Below are 13,745 nucleotides of genomic sequence, written 5' to 3'. Positions count from 1 at the left end.
GAATCGAACAAGACCAAATCGATATTAGACACGGATCGTTCCGGCTTCAACAATGCGCCAAACAAGGAACCCCAGGAGACAAAGCGCATGTCCGCAGAGCACGCCCATCCGATCCCCGACCGCCACGGCCAGAACCTGTTCACCACCGACGCCGAGCTGCACACACTGCTCGCGCTCTACTTGCCCGAAGACCTGCGCCGCCACATGCAGCCGCACTTCGAGCGCCTGGGCGGCCTTGCGGGCGGCCTGATCGACGAGCTGGCCGGCACCGCCGACCGCAACCCGCCCGTGCTGAAGCAGCGCACGCGCACCGGCCTGGACGAGCAGAAGATCGTCAAGCACCCCGCCTACGTGGAGATGGAACGCCTCGCGCTCGCCGAATTCGGCCTGGCCGCCATCTCGCACCGCGACGACACGCTGGGCTGGAAGGGCAGGATGCCGCCGCTGGTCAAGTACGTGCTGACCTACCTCTTCGTTCAGGCGGAGTTCGGCCTGTGCTGCCCGGTGTCGATGACCGACTCGCTCACGCGCACGCTGAAGAAGTTCGGCAGCCCGCAGCTGGTCGCCAAGTACCTGCCGCGCCTCACCTCGCTGGACTTCGACGAACTCGCCCAGGGCGCGATGTTCATGACCGAGCAGGCCGCCGGTTCCGACATCGCCGCCACCGCCACGCTGGCCCGCCGCGAATCGGACGGCAGCTGGCGCCTCACGGGCGACAAGTGGTTCTGCTCGAACCCCGACGCCGACTTCGCGATGGTGCTCGCGCGCGCCGACGACGGCCCTCAGGGCATGAAGGGCGTGTCGCTGTTCCTGCTGCCGCGCCGGCTCGACGATGGCAGCCTCAACAGCTACCGCATCATCCGGCTGAAGGACAAGCTCGGCACGCGCTCGATGGCCAGCGGAGAGATCCGCCTCGAAGGCGCCACCGCCTGGCTGGTGGGCGAGGAAGGCCGCGGCTTCGTGCAGATGGCAGACATGGTCAACAACTCGCGCCTGTCGAACGGCGTGCGCGCCGCCGGCCTGATGCGCCGCGCGGTGGCCGAGGCCGAGTTCATCGCATCCGAGCGCCGCGCCTTCGGCCGCACGCTGGAGCAGATGCCGCTGATGCAGCGCCAGCTCGACAAGCTGCGCCTGCCCGCCGAACAGGCCCGCACCATGGTGTGCCAGACGGCGCTGGCGCTCGCGCGCTCCGACGCCGGCGAGCCCGATGCGTACGCACTGCTGCGCATCCTCACGCCGCTCATCAAGTTCCGGGCCTGCCGCGATGCGCGCAAGGTCACGGGCGACGCAATGGAAGTGCGCGGCGGCTGCGGCTACATCGAGGAATGGAGCGACGCGCGGCTCGTGCGCGACGCGCACCTGGGCTCGATCTGGGAAGGCACGAGCAACATCGTGGCGCTGGACGTGATCCGCGCGGTGAAGCGCGAGGGCTCGCTGCCGGTGCTGCGCGCGCATTGCGAGAAGCTGCTTGCAGATGCGGCGCTGGCTCCCGCCTTCGCCAAGGCCCTGCGCGACGCGCTCGACCGCGCCGCCGCGCTCACCGAGACCGCCGCACGCGAAGGCAGCGACGTGCTCGCGCGGCAGGCCGCATCGGCGCTCTATCACTGCACCAGCGCCATCGCCATGGCCTGGGAAGCCGCGCACGGCGGCTCCGCGGCGCGCCTGCGCTGGGCGCAGCTGGTGCTGCTGCACCGCGTGCTGCCTCGCGATCCGCTCTTGCCCGACGCGATGCCGGCGGACTGGAGCGCCGCGGCGGCTGCATCCACGGCCGTGCCCGCCTGAGCCTTCTTCTTTAAAAAAACGGAGACATCCCTTGAAACGCTTCACCTTCCTGCTGGCCGCCTGCGCCACGCTGATGACGGCCATGCCGGCGGCACAGGCCGCCGACGCCTTCCCCTCCAAGCCCCTGATGCTGGTCGTGCCCTTCCCGCCCGGCGGCCCCACCGACGCGATGGCGCGCACGCTCGCCGCCGAGATGAAGGACCGCCTCGGCCAGCCCATGATCGTGGAGAACCGCGCGGGCGCCGGGGGCAACATCGGCGCCGAGTACGTGGCGCGCGCCGAGGCCGACGGCCACACGCTGCTGTTCGGCACCTCGGGGCCGCTCGCCATCAACGCGAGCCTGTACCGCAAGATCAACTACGACCCGGTGAAGAGCTTTGCGCCGGTGATCCAGGTCGGCTACCTGCCCAACATCCTGGTGGTCAACCCCACGCTGCCGGTGAAGAACGTGCAGGAGCTGGTGGCCTACGCCAAGGCCAACCCGGGCAAGCTCAGCTATGCCTCGTCGGGCAACGGCGCCTCGTCGCACCTCGCGGGCGTGCTCTTCAATTCGGTGGCGGGCACCGACCTGCAGCACATTCCCTACAAGGGCACCGGCCCCGCGCTCAACGACCTGCTGGGCAACCAGGTCAGCATGACCTTCACCGACATCCTCACCGCGCTGCCCTACGTCAAGGCCGGCAAGCTGCGCGCGCTGGGCGTGGCCACCGTGGCGCGTTCGCAGGCACTGCCCGATGTGCCGACGATTTCCGAGCAGGGCTACAAGGGCTACGACGTGAGCGTGTTCTTCGGCATCGTCGCGCCGGCCGGCACGCCTGCCGACCGCGTGAACAAGCTCAACCATGCGTTCGCCGAGGTGCTGAATTCGCCCAAGGTGAAGCAGATGTTCGCGGCGCAGGGCCTCGAAGTGCCGGCCGATACATCGCCGCAGAAGCTCGGGCAGTTCATCGCTGGCGAATCGGTGAAGTGGAAGGACGTCGTGAAGAAGTCCGGCGCGCAGCTCGATTGAGAACACCGAAATGAACCAGGCCTCCAAGGGCGCCCTCGCCGGCATCCGCGTACTCGACATCTCCCGCATCCTCGGCGGCCCCTACTGCGGCCAGATCCTCGGCGACCATGGCGCAGACGTGCTCAAGGTCGAGCCGCCCCAGGGCGACGACACGCGCACCTGGGGCCCGCCCTTCAGGGAAGGCGTGGCCTCGTACTACCACGGGCTCAACCGCAACAAGCGCGTGCAGCACCTCGACTTCTCGACCGAGGAAGGCCGCGGGGCGCTGCTCGCGCTGGTGGCCGAGGCCGACGTGCTGATCGAGAACTTCAAGACCGGCACCATGGAACGCTGGGGCATCGGCTACGAGGAGCTGTCGAAGCGCTTCCCGCGCCTCGTGTGGTGCCGCGTGTCGGGCTTCGGCGCCGACGGCCCGCTGGGCGCGCTGCCGGGCTACGACGCCGCCGTGCAGGCCATGACCGGCATCATGAGCATCAACGGCGAGGCCGACGGCGGCCCGCTGCGCGTGGGCCTGCCGGTGGTCGACATGGTGACCGGCCTCAACGCGGTGATCGGCGTGCTGCTCGCGCTGCAGGAGCGCAACCGCAGCGGCCGCGGCCAGTTCGTGGAGGCGGCGCTGTACGACAGCGGCCTGTCGCTGCTGCATCCGCATGCCGCCAACTGGTTCATGGACGGCACCGAACCGCGCCGCACCGGCAACGCGCATCCGAACATCTATCCCTACGACGCGGTGGCCACGGGCACCGACCCGGTGTTCGTGGCGGTGGGCAACGACCGGCAGTTCGCGAGCCTGTGCCGCTGCATCGGCCTGCCCGAACTCGCTGAAGACCCGCTTTTCCGCACGGCCGGCTCGCGCTCGGTCAATCGCGGGCAACTCAAGCAGCGGCTCGAGGCCGCGATGGCCGCCTTCGATGGCCGCGCGCTGGTCGATCAACTCATGGCCGCCGGCGTGCCCGCCGCGCCGGTGCTGCCGGTGGATGCAGCGCTGCAGCATCCGCACACGCTGCACCGCGAGATGGTGGTGGAGATGCCCGGCGGCTACCGCGGCATAGGCGCACCGGTGAAGCTGAGCCGCACGCCGGCCAGCTACCGGCATGCGCCGCTCACGCCGGGCGATGCCTTTGTGCCTTCGGAAGACTCAGCGCAGCATTGACGACCGGCCCCTGCCGATACCGTAGTAGGCGATGCCCGCCGACTCGGCCTGCGCGGCGTCGTAGAGATTGCGCCCGTCGAAAATGACCGGCGGCGCGTTCAACTCGCCGGCGAGTTGCGCGAAGTCGGGCCGCCGGAACTCCTCCCACTCGGTGACCACGGCCAGCGCATCGGCTCCTTGCAGTGCCTCCTGCGCGGTGGTGCACCAGTGGATGTCGTCGCGCTCGCCGACGATGCCGCGCGCATTCGGCATCGCGGCAGGGTCGTAGGCCCGCACGCGCGCGCCGGCCGCCCATAGGCGTTCCAGCAGCACGAGGCTGGGCGCATCGCGCATGTCGTCGGTGTCGGGCTTGAAGGCCAGGCCCCACACGGCGATGGTCCGGCCCGCGAGCGTGCCGCCGAAGTGCCGCGACATCAGCTCGAAGAGCCTGCCTTTCTGCTCGTGGTTGGTGGCAGCGACGGCGGAAAGGATGCGCAGCGCATGGCCCGCACGTTCGGCCGCATGCGTGAGCGCCCGCACGTCCTTCGCGAGGCAGGAGCCGCCATAGCCCACGCCGGCCTGCAGGAAGTCGGGCCCGATGCGCCGGTCGGCACCGATGCCGCGCCGAACCGCCTCGATGTCGGCGCCCGCCTGCTCGGCCACGCGCGCCATCTCGTTCATGAAGCTGATGCGGGTGGCGAGCATCGCGTTGGCCGCGTACTTGGCGAGCTCCGCCGAGCGGCGGTCCATCACGAGCAGCTGCCTTTGCGGGTCTTGAATGAAAGGCGCGTAGAGCCTGGTCAGCAGCCCGATGGCCCATGGATCTTCGCTGCCGATCACCACGCGGTCGGGCTGCCGGCAATCGCGCACGGCCGAGCCTTCGCGCAGGAACTCGGGGTTCACCGCCACCGCGATGCGGTGCCTCGCGCCACGCTGCGCAAGCTCGCCGCCCAGCACGGCCTCGACCTGCGCGGCCGTGCCCACGGGCGCGGTCGACTTGCAGACCACCAGCGCGTCGCGGTCGCGGTGCCGCCCGATGGCGGCGGCCACCGCGATGACGTGCCGCAGGTCGACCCGCCCCTGCGCATCGGCCGGCGTGTTCACCACGATGAAGAGCAGGTCACCGTGCTGGCAGGCCGCGCGCTCGTCGGCGGTGAAGCGCAGCGTGCCCGCCGCGACGCCCGAGGCCACCAGCGCTTCCAGGCCGGGCTCATGCAGCGGCATCCGGCCGCCCTGCAGGCCCTCGATGCGCGCCGGGTCGGCGTCCGCGCAGAGCACCTCGTGGCCCGCCTCGGCCAGGCAGGCGGCGAAGCTCAGGCCCACGTAGCCCGCGCCGAAGATGGTCACCTTCATGGACGGCCCCATGGCGTGCGGCACTGGTGGCGGGCGCGGTTGTGCGATAAAAGCAGGATGCAAGCCTTCAAAACGATGTCCGGACAGGAAAATTCGATGATGCCCGATCAAGTTGCCGCGCGTTGCGCGCTGGTCCTGGAGACCAACAACCTGCGCGGCGGCGCCGATGCAGAGGCCAGGGCGGGCGAAAGCCTGCAGCGCCTCGTCGCCCTGCTGGCGAAACAGAAGCTGCCGCTGAGCACGCTCGCGCAGGTGGTCATCACGCACGACGGATTGAGCGCTGCCACCTGCGAGGCCGTGAGCGCGCTCGCCGGCCGCCCCATCGACTTCGTGCGCATCGACACGAGCACCGGCTACTACGACGCCAAGAACGCCGGCTTCGCGGCCACCGACGCGCAGCGCTGCACGCACGTGGTGTTCGCCGACGCCGACTGCCTGCCCGACGACGACTGGCTGCTGCAGATGCTGCTGCCGTTCACCAAGGGTGCCGATGCCCCCGCCGTGGTGGCTGGCCGCACCAGCTATGCGGCCAACGTGGTGGGCACGGCCCTCACCACCATCGATTTCATGTACTTCCCCAACGCCGACCATGCGGGGGCCACGAGCAACTTCTACGCGAACAACGTGGCCTTCCGCCGCGACGTGTTCGAGCAGCACAGCTACCAGGCGCTCGACGGCGTCTACCGCGCGCACTGCCAAGTGCTCGGCATGCGGCTGAAGGCGGCGGGCGTGCCCATCCACTACGCGGCCGCGGCCCACACCGAGCACCGCCTGCCCGACACGCGCGCCGAGGCGCTGAAACTGCGCTGGATGCGCGGGCAAGACACCTATTCGCTCACGCCGCACCTGCTGCGCAGCTACGTGTCGCCGCGCTGGCAATGGCTCGCGAGGAGCGGCCCGATCGGGCCGCTGGCGGTGCTCTTCACGCGGCTGGGCTTCAGCATGAAGGCGCTGAACCATCAGGACCTGCCGCCGCTGCGCGGGCTGCGCTGGCTCGCGGGCGTGGCGCTCATCCTCGGTTTCTCGGCCGTCGACATGCTGGGCGCGTTCGCGCGCGGCATCGGCTGGCACACGACCGGGCGCACCAATGCCGATGCGCAGGCGCTGTCGTATCACCGGCCCTGACCGAGCCCCCTTTCGCCTGCTTTATTCCGCAGAACAAGAAGAACCGAAGATCATGCTCAGCTTCCCTTCGCTTTCCATCCGCCGCGCGGCACTGGGCCTCGCGCTCGCAGGCGCGTTCACGCTGGCTGGTGCCGCCGACTTCGCGGGCCGCGGCGTCTTCAACTTCAAGTCCGACGCCGGCTGCCCATTCGCGGCGCTCGCGGGTGGCGGCAGCGAGTGCAACCGCCTCGCGCTGGACGACGCCGACACCCACGCCGCGCTCGACGCCGCGGCGCACACCATCCGCTTCGCCAGCACCCGCAGCTATCCCGAGAAAACCATCGTCGGCGACGTGCTGCTGCAAGGCTCGGGCCGCGCGCGCGACGGCCAGCGCGTGCCGCTGACCTTCCACGCGCTGCTGAGCCGTTCGGGCACCGAGTGGTCGGTGAGCAGCCATGCGCATTCGCCCGTAAGCGGCGAGTTCGACGACATCCGCATCGATCCGTACAAGGTGACGGTGAACGAGCCCGGCACCGAGCGCGTGATGCTCGCCCCCGAGCAGATCGTCGAGGCGCTGGCCAGGCCATCGCTGGCCGCGCGGCTGGCCAACGTCTTCGTGCAGGTGGACGACAACCGCGCCGACGGCGCCAGGGACGCCGACATCACCATCGGCCTGGGCCTGAGCCGCGCCTCGAAGTCGGTGGCGCGCGCGCGTTTCCGCGCGCCGGGCGCCAAGGGCCGCGACCTGGCGGAGGCCATGCAGCAGGGCAACTGGACGCTGGAGTTGCAGGCACTGAGCGGCCAGATCCCGCGCCAGGTGGTGCAGCGCGACCTGTTCCTGTACGGGCTCGAATCGCAGTCGCTGCTGCAGCCCCTGCTGCAGCGCGGCTTCCGCAAGAACGAGAAGCTGCTTCTAGGCGCCGCCAACGGCAAGGGCTACATCCGCTACGACGGCCAGCAGCGCGAGTTCGCGGGTGCCGACGCGGCCGCGCGCGCCTTCCTGCAGGACAGTTTCATCGGGCTGGTGCTGGGCTGGCAGCAGCAACAGCCGCAGACGGCGAAGACAAAGGCCGATGGCCGCTGAACCCGCATCCGGCACCGCGCCCGGCTTCGACTGCCTCTCGCCGCCGCGGCTGCGCGGCTGGCCCGCGCTGCAAGCCTGGCTGGTGCATCACGTCAAGCGCGCCGCGCTGCGCCAGCTGCATGCGAGCAACGAGGGCGAGATGCTGCTGCTGCGCTTCTACCTGGTGGGCGAGGAGTCATCCGAGCAGGCGCTGCAGCGCGAACTGCGCATCGCGCCGCCCGAGTGGCTGGCGCGCCAGCTCGACCAGCACCTGGCCGACGAGCAGCTGCACGCGCGCCTCTTCGCGCAGGCCATCGTCGAGCGCGGCGGCAATGCGCAGGCCGCTGCGTCGCCGGAAGAAGCGCCACAGCCCGACTGGTTCAGCCGCCGCAAGCTCGCGCGCTGGCAGGCGCTGATCCGCCGCCACGCGCCGCACTTTGCGCACGGTGGCCTGGTGCCGGCCTACGCCATCGGCCTCGCGGCCGAGCAGATGGCCTCGCGCATCCTGCAGCGCCACTGCGCGCTGATCGGCCCGCAGCACGCGCTGCATCCGCTGCTGTCGCGCGTGATGGCCGACGAGGACCGCCACATCCGGCTGTGCAGCCACACGCTGCAGCGATGCGTGGCGCCGCACGAGCAGCAGCGGCTCGCGCGGGTGATGCGCGAGGTGCGCGACACCGAGCGCGGCTTCGGCGTGACCGGCGCGCTCGGCATGTGGCTGGCCGGCGTGGCGCTGCGCCTGCGCCCCGGCTCGGCACCGCCGGTGCGGCACCACGCCTGAGCGATGCCGCCGCGCATCCTCTACCTCGCGACCGCGGACGCGCGCGGCCACCTCATGCGCGCGCAGCTGCTCACGCATGCGTTGCGCGAGGCCGGCGCGCAGGTGCGCGTGCTCACCACCTCCGACGAAGGCGCGCGCTTCCTCGCCGGCTTCGGCATCGACGCGCCGGTGCTCTCGCGCCACTACGCGGTGCAGTTCGACACGCAGCAGAACATGCTGCGCCGCGAGACCGACCGCAACGTGGCGCTGTACATGTTCAGGCCCGAACGCATGCTGCGCGACATGTGGAAGCTGCGCGCACACTTGCGCGATGCCGACCTGGTGGTGAACGACTCCTTCCACCCCGCGCTGCTGCTGATGGGCTGGCTGCCCTTGTGGCGGCGCAAGGTGGTGCACGTGTACGGCGCGAGCCTGCGGCATGCGCTGGAGACCAACTTCAGCGGCCGCATGCCGGGTTTCGTAGCCCGGGTGTTCGGCCGCATCGTGGCCTGGCAGATCGACCGCAGCCTCGCGCGTATCGAGCACGACTTCGCCTACGGCGAACCGCAGCACGATGGACATGGCCGCCACCGGCTGGCCACGCCGGTGGCGGTGGTCGATGCGGTGGACAGGGGCGATGCAACGCGGCAACGCGTGGCGGCCGTCTACCTCAACCCGCACTTCCAGGAACCGGCGCTGGCCGACGGGCTCGAGCAGGGCCTCGCCGACGCCGGCGTGCCCGCGCACCTCGTCGGCGAGGGCTATGCGCATCGCCCGCACTGGCATGCGCGCGACGAGCACTGGATCGAGGCGGCCGCGCACAGCGCCTTCATCGTCTCGGCGCCGGGCATGGCGGCGCTGTCGATCGCGGCGGTCTACCGCAAACCGATCCTGCTGCTGCTTACCGACCAGCCCGAGCAGGCGATCAACGCGGGCCGCGCGGCGCAGTTGGGGCTGGCGCACCGGGTGGTGGTGTGGCGCGGCGATGCACCGAAGTTCGCGCGGGCGGTGGCGGGCGCGGCGGAGGAACTGCTCGCGGCATCTGCCGATGGCGCAGCGCGCAATGCCGATGGCCGGCAGGCGGCCATCGAGCGGCTCCGGCAATGGGTCGAGCTGCTTTACGGGCTTGCCGCGGCCAACGCGCAGCGGTAGGCGGCCCTCAGCCCTGGGCCTGCGGGCGGGCTTCGACGACAAAGGCCTGCAGCTCGGCCAGCCGGCCGTCGCGAAAGCGCCAGACATCGCAGTACGCATGGCGGGTCGCCTTGCCTGTCTCGTCCTTCAGCGTGATCTCGCCAAGGGCCGCGAGAAAGTCGCCGTCGGCGATCAGGCGGTGCACCTCGAACCGGGGCGGCTCCCGGTAGGCGGTCGCCATCCATTCGCGCACCGCCTGCTTGCCATCGAGCGTTCTGTCGCCGACGAAGGTCCACTTCGTGTCGTCGGTGCAGAACGCGAGAAATCCTTCGTGGTCGCCCTGGGTGATGGCGGCGTTGGCCTTTTCGAGAATCGCCTTGTGGGTCTCGGACATCCGGAACTCTCCTGTGTTCGTGCGGCGCATGCGAATGCACGCGTGCCGGCGAAGGCGAATTTCCATCAGTCCGGCCTGCCCGGTTGCCGGCCCGGCCGCAACGACGATGTCAGTCTTCGGCTCGTGGGCTCCTGTTACTGCTGTCCTCCCGGGACAAGCAAGGGGCCTGGCTAATCCAACGAAAGATTCAGATCGCGGATCAGCGGATGCCACCGCGCCGATTCGCCCTGCAGCAGCGCCGCGAAGCGCGAGGGCGTGTCGCCCGCGGGCTCCACGCCGAACTCGGCCAGCCTGCGCAGCACTGCGGGGTTGTGGATGGCGCTGGCCACCGACTGCTGCAGCCGCGAGACGATCTCGCCCGGCGTGTTGGCGGGCACCACCAGGCCCAGGAGCGCGGCGGCCTCCACGCGCGGCAGGCCGATCTCGGCGAAGGTGGGCACGCGCGGCAGCTGCGCCAGGCGCACGGGGTTCGCCACCGCCAGCGGGCGCAGCCTGCCGCCGGGGATGAAGCGGCGCGAGGCGGCCAGGTCGCACATGATCACTGGCAGCTGGCCGCCGGCCACGTCGGCCACTGCGGCTGCGGCGCTGCGATACGGCACGTGCACCATTTCCAGGCCAGCCTCTCGTTCGAGCAGCTCCATCGAAAGGTGCTGCGGGCTGCCGGTGCCGGCCGAGGCGTAGCTGACCTTGCCGGGGAAGGCGCGCGCGTCGTCGATGAAGGCCCGCGCATCCTTCACGCCGCTGGCCGGCCCCACCAGCAGCACCATCGGCAGCCGCCCGAGCAGGGTGACGGGCGCGAAGTCGCGCGAGGGGTTGTAGCTGAGGTTGCGGTACAGCGCCGGGTTGAACACCAGCGTGCCGCTGTCGGCCGACAGCAGCGTGTAGCCGTCGGCCGGGGCGCGCGCCGCCTCGATGGCGCCGAGCGCGGTGTTGCCACCGCCGCGGTTCTCGATGGTCACCGACTGGCCCGAGTCGATGGCAAGCTGGGCGCCGATGGTGCGCGCGACGATGTCGGTGCCCGCGCCGGCCTGGTAGGGCACGATCCAGCGGATGGGCTTGGAGGGGTAGGCGAACTGCGCCTTCGCCGCGCGCGGCAGCCATGGCGTGGCCGCGAGCGCGGTCGTGGCCAGGAGTTGCTGCAGAAGCGGTCGGCGGCGTGTCATGGGGCGGAGGAAGGGTACTGCGCCATGGTAGTGACATCGCCCGATGCCGGGCGGCTCGGGGCGCACGAGGCCACAAGGGCCGAGCGGGATCAGGAAGAGATCAGGGCGCGACCGGATTGCCAGGCGTGCCGGCCTCGCGGGCCGATGCAGCGGCGGCGGCCACGGCCGGCGTGCGGTAAGTGACGTTCACGGCGGGCGCCGCTGCGGCGACAGGCGCCACGGGAGCGATGGGCTCGGGCGGCGGGCGCGTGATCTTGACCAGCGGCGCCCTCCTGACTGGCGCAGGCGCCGCGGCCACCGGAGCCGGCGGAACGACAGGCGCCACGGGCGTGAACGGCGCCTCTGGCGTCGAGTAGTACTGCACGGGGGTGCCGGGCGCAGCGGCGGCCACCCCGCTGGTCGCCGCGGCTGGCGCAACGGGTGCGCCAGGTGCGGCGGGTGCGCCAGGTGCGGCGGGCGCCGCCACCGGCTGGCCCTTCGGGTCGTAGAGCATCGCGCTCTTGCTCACGCCGGTGCGCACCGGCCCCACGCCGACGCCCACGCCGGCCGAGCCCGACACCTGCCCGCCGTTGTTCACCGCCACGCCCGCGCCGAGCGGGCCGAAGCCGGTGTTCAAGCCGACGGAGAAATTGCCGTCCTTCGTCGCGCCGAGCCCCAGCGAGAGCCCGGGCACCAGTGGAATGCCGACGTGGTAGTGGGAACAGCCGCCCGCCAGGAGCAGCAGCGCCGCCGCCGGAACGACGGCCGCTGCCCGGATGACGCGCGGCCGGCCGTTCACACCAGCAGCGCGTTGACGCGCCTCACGTAGGCCGCCGGGTCCGCCGGCAGGCCGCCTTCGGCCAGCAGGGCCTGGTCGAACAGGATGTTGGCCAGGTCGTCGAAGTGCGAGGAGCCCTCGAGCTTCTTCACCAGCGGATGCTCGGCGTTGACCTCGAGCACCGGCTTGAGCTCGGGCGCGGGCTGGCCGGCCTGCTTGAGCATGCGCGCGAGCTGCGTGCTCATGCCGCCGTCCTGCACCACCAGGCAGGCGGGCGAGTCGACCAGGCGGGTGGTCACGCGCACGTCTTCGGCCTTGTCCTTGAGCGCCTCCTTGAGCTTCTCGAGCATGGGCTTGAACGACTCGGCGGCTTCCTCGGCAGCCTTCTTCTCGGCCTCGTCCTGCAGCTTGCCGAGGTCGACCGCGCCCTTGGCGACGCTTTGCAGCGGCGTGCCGTCGAACTCGTTGAGGTAGTTCAGCGCCCACTCGTCAACGCGGTCGGTCATGAGCAGCACCTCGATGCCCTTCTTCTTGAAGACTTCGAGCTGCGGACTGTTCTTCGCGGCTGCGAGCGTGTCGGCCGTGATGTAGTAGATGGCGTCCTGGCCTTCCTTCATGCGGGCCTTGTAGTCCGCGAAGCTCACGCTCACCGAGTCGGTGGTGGTGGAGGCATAGCGCAGCAGCTTGGCGATGCGGTCGCGGTTGGCGAAGTCCTCGCCCAGGCCTTCCTTGAGCACCGCGCCGAACTCGGCGTAGAACCTGGCGTACTTGCCCGATTCGTCGGCTGCGGCTGCGGCGGTTTCAGCGGCGGTGGGGGCGTTCTTGTCGACAACATCGGTCACGCCTTCGGTGGGGTCCGGTGCCGGCACCGACTCGCCCGAGCCCACGTCGATCTTGCCCTCGCTCTCGGGCGCGGTCTTCTGCTTCTTCGCCAGGTCTTCCAGCATGCCGAGCACGCGCTTGGTGCTGCCCTCGCGGATGGCCTTCACGTCGCGGCTTTCCTGCAGCAGCTCGCGGCTCACGTTCAGCGGCAGGTCGGCCGAGTCGATCACGCCCTTGACGAAGCGCAGGTAGCTGGGCATCAGCGCATCGGCGTCGTCCATGATGAAGACGCGCTTCACGTAGAGCTTCACGCCCGCGCTCTTGTCGCGGTTCCACAGGTCGAAGGGGGCCTTGGCCGGGATGTACAGCAGCTGCGTGTACTCGGTGCTGCCTTCCACGCGGTTGTGGCTCCAGGCGAGCGGGGCCTCGTAGTCGTGGCTGATGCTCTTGTAGAACTCCTCGTACTGCTCGGGGGTGATGTCCTTCTTGGGGCGGCTCCACAGGGCGTTGGCCTTGTTGACGGTTTCCCATTCGCCGGTCTTCACCATGTCGCCGGGCTGGTCGTTCTCGCCGTCCTTCCACTCTTCCTTCTCCATGAGGATGGGCAGGGAGATGTGGTCGGAGTACTTGCCGACGATCTGCTTGAGCTTCCAGGCGTTGAGGTATTCGTCTGCATCTTCGCGCAGGTGCAGCGTGATGCTGGTGCCGCGCTCGGCACGCGTGATGTCGGCCACCTCGAAGTCGCCGGCGCCGCCGCTCACCCAGCGCACGCCCTGGTCGGCCGGAAGGCCCGCGCGGCGCGACTCGACCGTGATCCTGTCGGCCACGATGAAGCCCGAGTAGAAGCCCACGCCGAACTGGCCGATGAGCTGCGCGTCGGCCTTCTGGTCGCCGCTCAGCTTGCTCATGAAGTCCTTGGTGCCGCTCTTGGCGATGGTGCCGAGGTTGTCGATCGCCTCCTGGCGCGACAGGCCGATGCCCTTGTCGGTGATGGTGATGGTGCGCGCGGCCTTGTCGAAGCTCAGGCGCACGTCGAGGTCGGACTGGCCTTCGTAGAGCTCGGGATGGTCGAGGGCCTCGAAGCGCAGCTTGTCGCAGGCGTCCGATGCATTCGAGATCAGTTCGCGCAGGAAGATTTCCTTGTTGGAGTACAGCGCATGCGTGACGAGGTGCAGCAGTTGCGCGACTTCAGCCTGGAACGGGAGTTTGGTTTTGGAGGAATCAGCCATGGAAATTGAAATGTCGAAACCGGAAAAATTCTAAGTCGGGCGCGGC

General features: G+C 70.0%; 12 protein-coding genes. 7 read left to right on the top strand and 5 right to left on the bottom strand.

Going from position 1 to position 13,745, the window contains the following annotated elements; translation table 11 throughout:
* The first annotated feature begins 87 nt into the window (after positions 1-87).
* The 3 genes from ACAM57_RS01780 to ACAM57_RS01770 all read left to right on the top strand — a co-directional run bounded on the left by ACAM57_RS01780 (position 88) and on the right by ACAM57_RS01770 (position 3,944).
* Positions 88-1,782 (top strand): acyl-CoA dehydrogenase family protein, encoded by a 1,695-nt coding sequence (locus ACAM57_RS01780; protein ID WP_369660515.1) that lies wholly within the window; start codon positions 88-90, stop codon positions 1,780-1,782.
* Positions 1,783-1,855: 73 nt separating this feature from the next.
* A complete protein-coding gene (locus ACAM57_RS01775) occupies positions 1,856-2,791 on the top strand; it encodes a Bug family tripartite tricarboxylate transporter substrate binding protein (RefSeq protein WP_369662510.1) in 936 nt (311 codons plus the stop codon).
* 10 nt (positions 2,792-2,801) lie between these two features.
* Positions 2,802-3,944 carry a CaiB/BaiF CoA transferase family protein gene (locus ACAM57_RS01770; protein ID WP_369660514.1) on the top strand — a complete coding sequence of 381 codons (1,143 nt, stop codon included), beginning with the start codon at positions 2,802-2,804 and terminating at the stop codon, positions 3,942-3,944.
* Here the strand turns inward: ACAM57_RS01770 and ACAM57_RS01765 are convergent.
* On the bottom strand, positions 3,930-5,276 hold the full coding sequence (locus tag ACAM57_RS01765) for a UDP-glucose/GDP-mannose dehydrogenase family protein (RefSeq protein WP_369660513.1): 1,347 nt from the start codon (positions 5,274-5,276) through the stop codon (positions 3,930-3,932). The genes ACAM57_RS01770 and ACAM57_RS01765 overlap by 15 nt on opposite strands.
* 96 nt (positions 5,277-5,372) lie before the next feature.
* Between ACAM57_RS01765 and ACAM57_RS01760 the strand changes: the two genes are divergently transcribed.
* The 4 genes from ACAM57_RS01760 to ACAM57_RS01745 are packed head-to-tail and all read left to right on the top strand — an operon-like array spanning position 5,373 to position 9,355.
* On the top strand, positions 5,373-6,401 hold the full coding sequence (locus tag ACAM57_RS01760; protein WP_369660512.1) for a glycosyltransferase family 2 protein: 1,029 nt from the start codon (positions 5,373-5,375) through the stop codon (positions 6,399-6,401).
* Between the two features lie 52 nt (positions 6,402-6,453).
* Complete coding sequence (locus ACAM57_RS01755; protein WP_369660511.1) at positions 6,454-7,464, top strand: hypothetical protein; 1,011 nt, start codon at positions 6,454-6,456, stop codon at positions 7,462-7,464.
* Positions 7,454-8,224, top strand: a complete 771-nt coding sequence (locus ACAM57_RS01750) for a hypothetical protein (RefSeq protein ID WP_126025451.1) — start codon at positions 7,454-7,456, stop codon at positions 8,222-8,224. Before ACAM57_RS01755 ends, ACAM57_RS01750 begins: the two co-directional genes overlap by 11 nt.
* A gap of 3 nt (positions 8,225-8,227) precedes the next feature.
* Positions 8,228-9,355, top strand: coding sequence for a hypothetical protein (locus ACAM57_RS01745; RefSeq protein ID WP_369660510.1), 1,128 nt, complete (start codon positions 8,228-8,230; stop codon positions 9,353-9,355).
* Between the two features lie 7 nt (positions 9,356-9,362).
* Here the strand turns inward: ACAM57_RS01745 and ACAM57_RS01740 are convergent, their stop codons facing one another.
* From ACAM57_RS01740 to htpG, 4 genes are all read right to left on the bottom strand, one after another.
* Positions 9,363-9,728, bottom strand: a complete 366-nt coding sequence (locus ACAM57_RS01740; protein ID WP_369660509.1) for a nuclear transport factor 2 family protein — start codon at positions 9,726-9,728, stop codon at positions 9,363-9,365.
* Between the two features lie 170 nt (positions 9,729-9,898).
* A complete protein-coding gene (locus tag ACAM57_RS01735; protein WP_369660508.1) occupies positions 9,899-10,891 on the bottom strand; it encodes a Bug family tripartite tricarboxylate transporter substrate binding protein in 993 nt (330 codons plus the stop codon).
* A 100-nt stretch (positions 10,892-10,991) separates the two neighbouring features.
* A complete protein-coding gene (locus tag ACAM57_RS01730) occupies positions 10,992-11,669 on the bottom strand; it encodes a hypothetical protein (protein ID WP_369660507.1) in 678 nt (225 codons plus the stop codon).
* The gene (gene htpG, locus ACAM57_RS01725) at positions 11,666-13,699 is read right to left on the bottom strand and encodes a molecular chaperone HtpG (RefSeq protein WP_369660506.1); all 2,034 of its coding nucleotides are present in this window, start codon (positions 13,697-13,699) and stop codon (positions 11,666-11,668) included. Before htpG ends, ACAM57_RS01730 begins: the two co-directional genes overlap by 4 nt.
* Positions 13,700-13,745: the final 46 nt, after the last annotated feature.

It is taken from the genome of Variovorax sp. V15, from assembly GCF_041154425.1.
Classification (GTDB): Bacteria; Pseudomonadota; Gammaproteobacteria; order Burkholderiales; family Burkholderiaceae_C; genus Variovorax; species Variovorax guangxiensis.
The sequence above is the reverse complement of the archived record's forward strand: the minus strand, read 5'-3'. Positions and strand labels throughout refer to the sequence as shown.

What these genes read in the sequence shown, in the direction of transcription:
- ACAM57_RS01780 (WP_369660515.1), top strand. Translation starts at nt 88, where the DNA reads ATGTCCGCAGAGCACGCCCATCCGATCCCCGACCGCCACGGCCAGAAC.
- ACAM57_RS01765 (WP_369660513.1), bottom strand. Translation starts at nt 5,276, where the DNA reads ATGAAGGTGACCATCTTCGGCGCGGGCTACGTGGGCCTGAGCTTCGCC.
- ACAM57_RS01755 (WP_369660511.1), top strand. Translation starts at nt 6,454, where the DNA reads ATGCTCAGCTTCCCTTCGCTTTCCATCCGCCGCGCGGCACTGGGCCTC.
- ACAM57_RS01770 (WP_369660514.1), top strand. Translation starts at nt 2,802, where the DNA reads ATGAACCAGGCCTCCAAGGGCGCCCTCGCCGGCATCCGCGTACTCGAC.
- ACAM57_RS01740 (WP_369660509.1), bottom strand. Translation starts at nt 9,728, where the DNA reads ATGTCCGAGACCCACAAGGCGATTCTCGAAAAGGCCAACGCCGCCATC.
- ACAM57_RS01745 (WP_369660510.1), top strand. Translation starts at nt 8,228, where the DNA reads ATGCCGCCGCGCATCCTCTACCTCGCGACCGCGGACGCGCGCGGCCAC.
- ACAM57_RS01750 (WP_126025451.1), top strand. Translation starts at nt 7,454, where the DNA reads ATGGCCGCTGAACCCGCATCCGGCACCGCGCCCGGCTTCGACTGCCTC.
- ACAM57_RS01760 (WP_369660512.1), top strand. Translation starts at nt 5,373, where the DNA reads ATGATGCCCGATCAAGTTGCCGCGCGTTGCGCGCTGGTCCTGGAGACC.
- ACAM57_RS01775 (WP_369662510.1), top strand. Translation starts at nt 1,856, where the DNA reads ATGACGGCCATGCCGGCGGCACAGGCCGCCGACGCCTTCCCCTCCAAG.
- htpG (WP_369660506.1), bottom strand. Translation starts at nt 13,699, where the DNA reads ATGGCTGATTCCTCCAAAACCAAACTCCCGTTCCAGGCTGAAGTCGCG.
- ACAM57_RS01735 (WP_369660508.1), bottom strand. Translation starts at nt 10,891, where the DNA reads ATGACACGCCGCCGACCGCTTCTGCAGCAACTCCTGGCCACGACCGCG.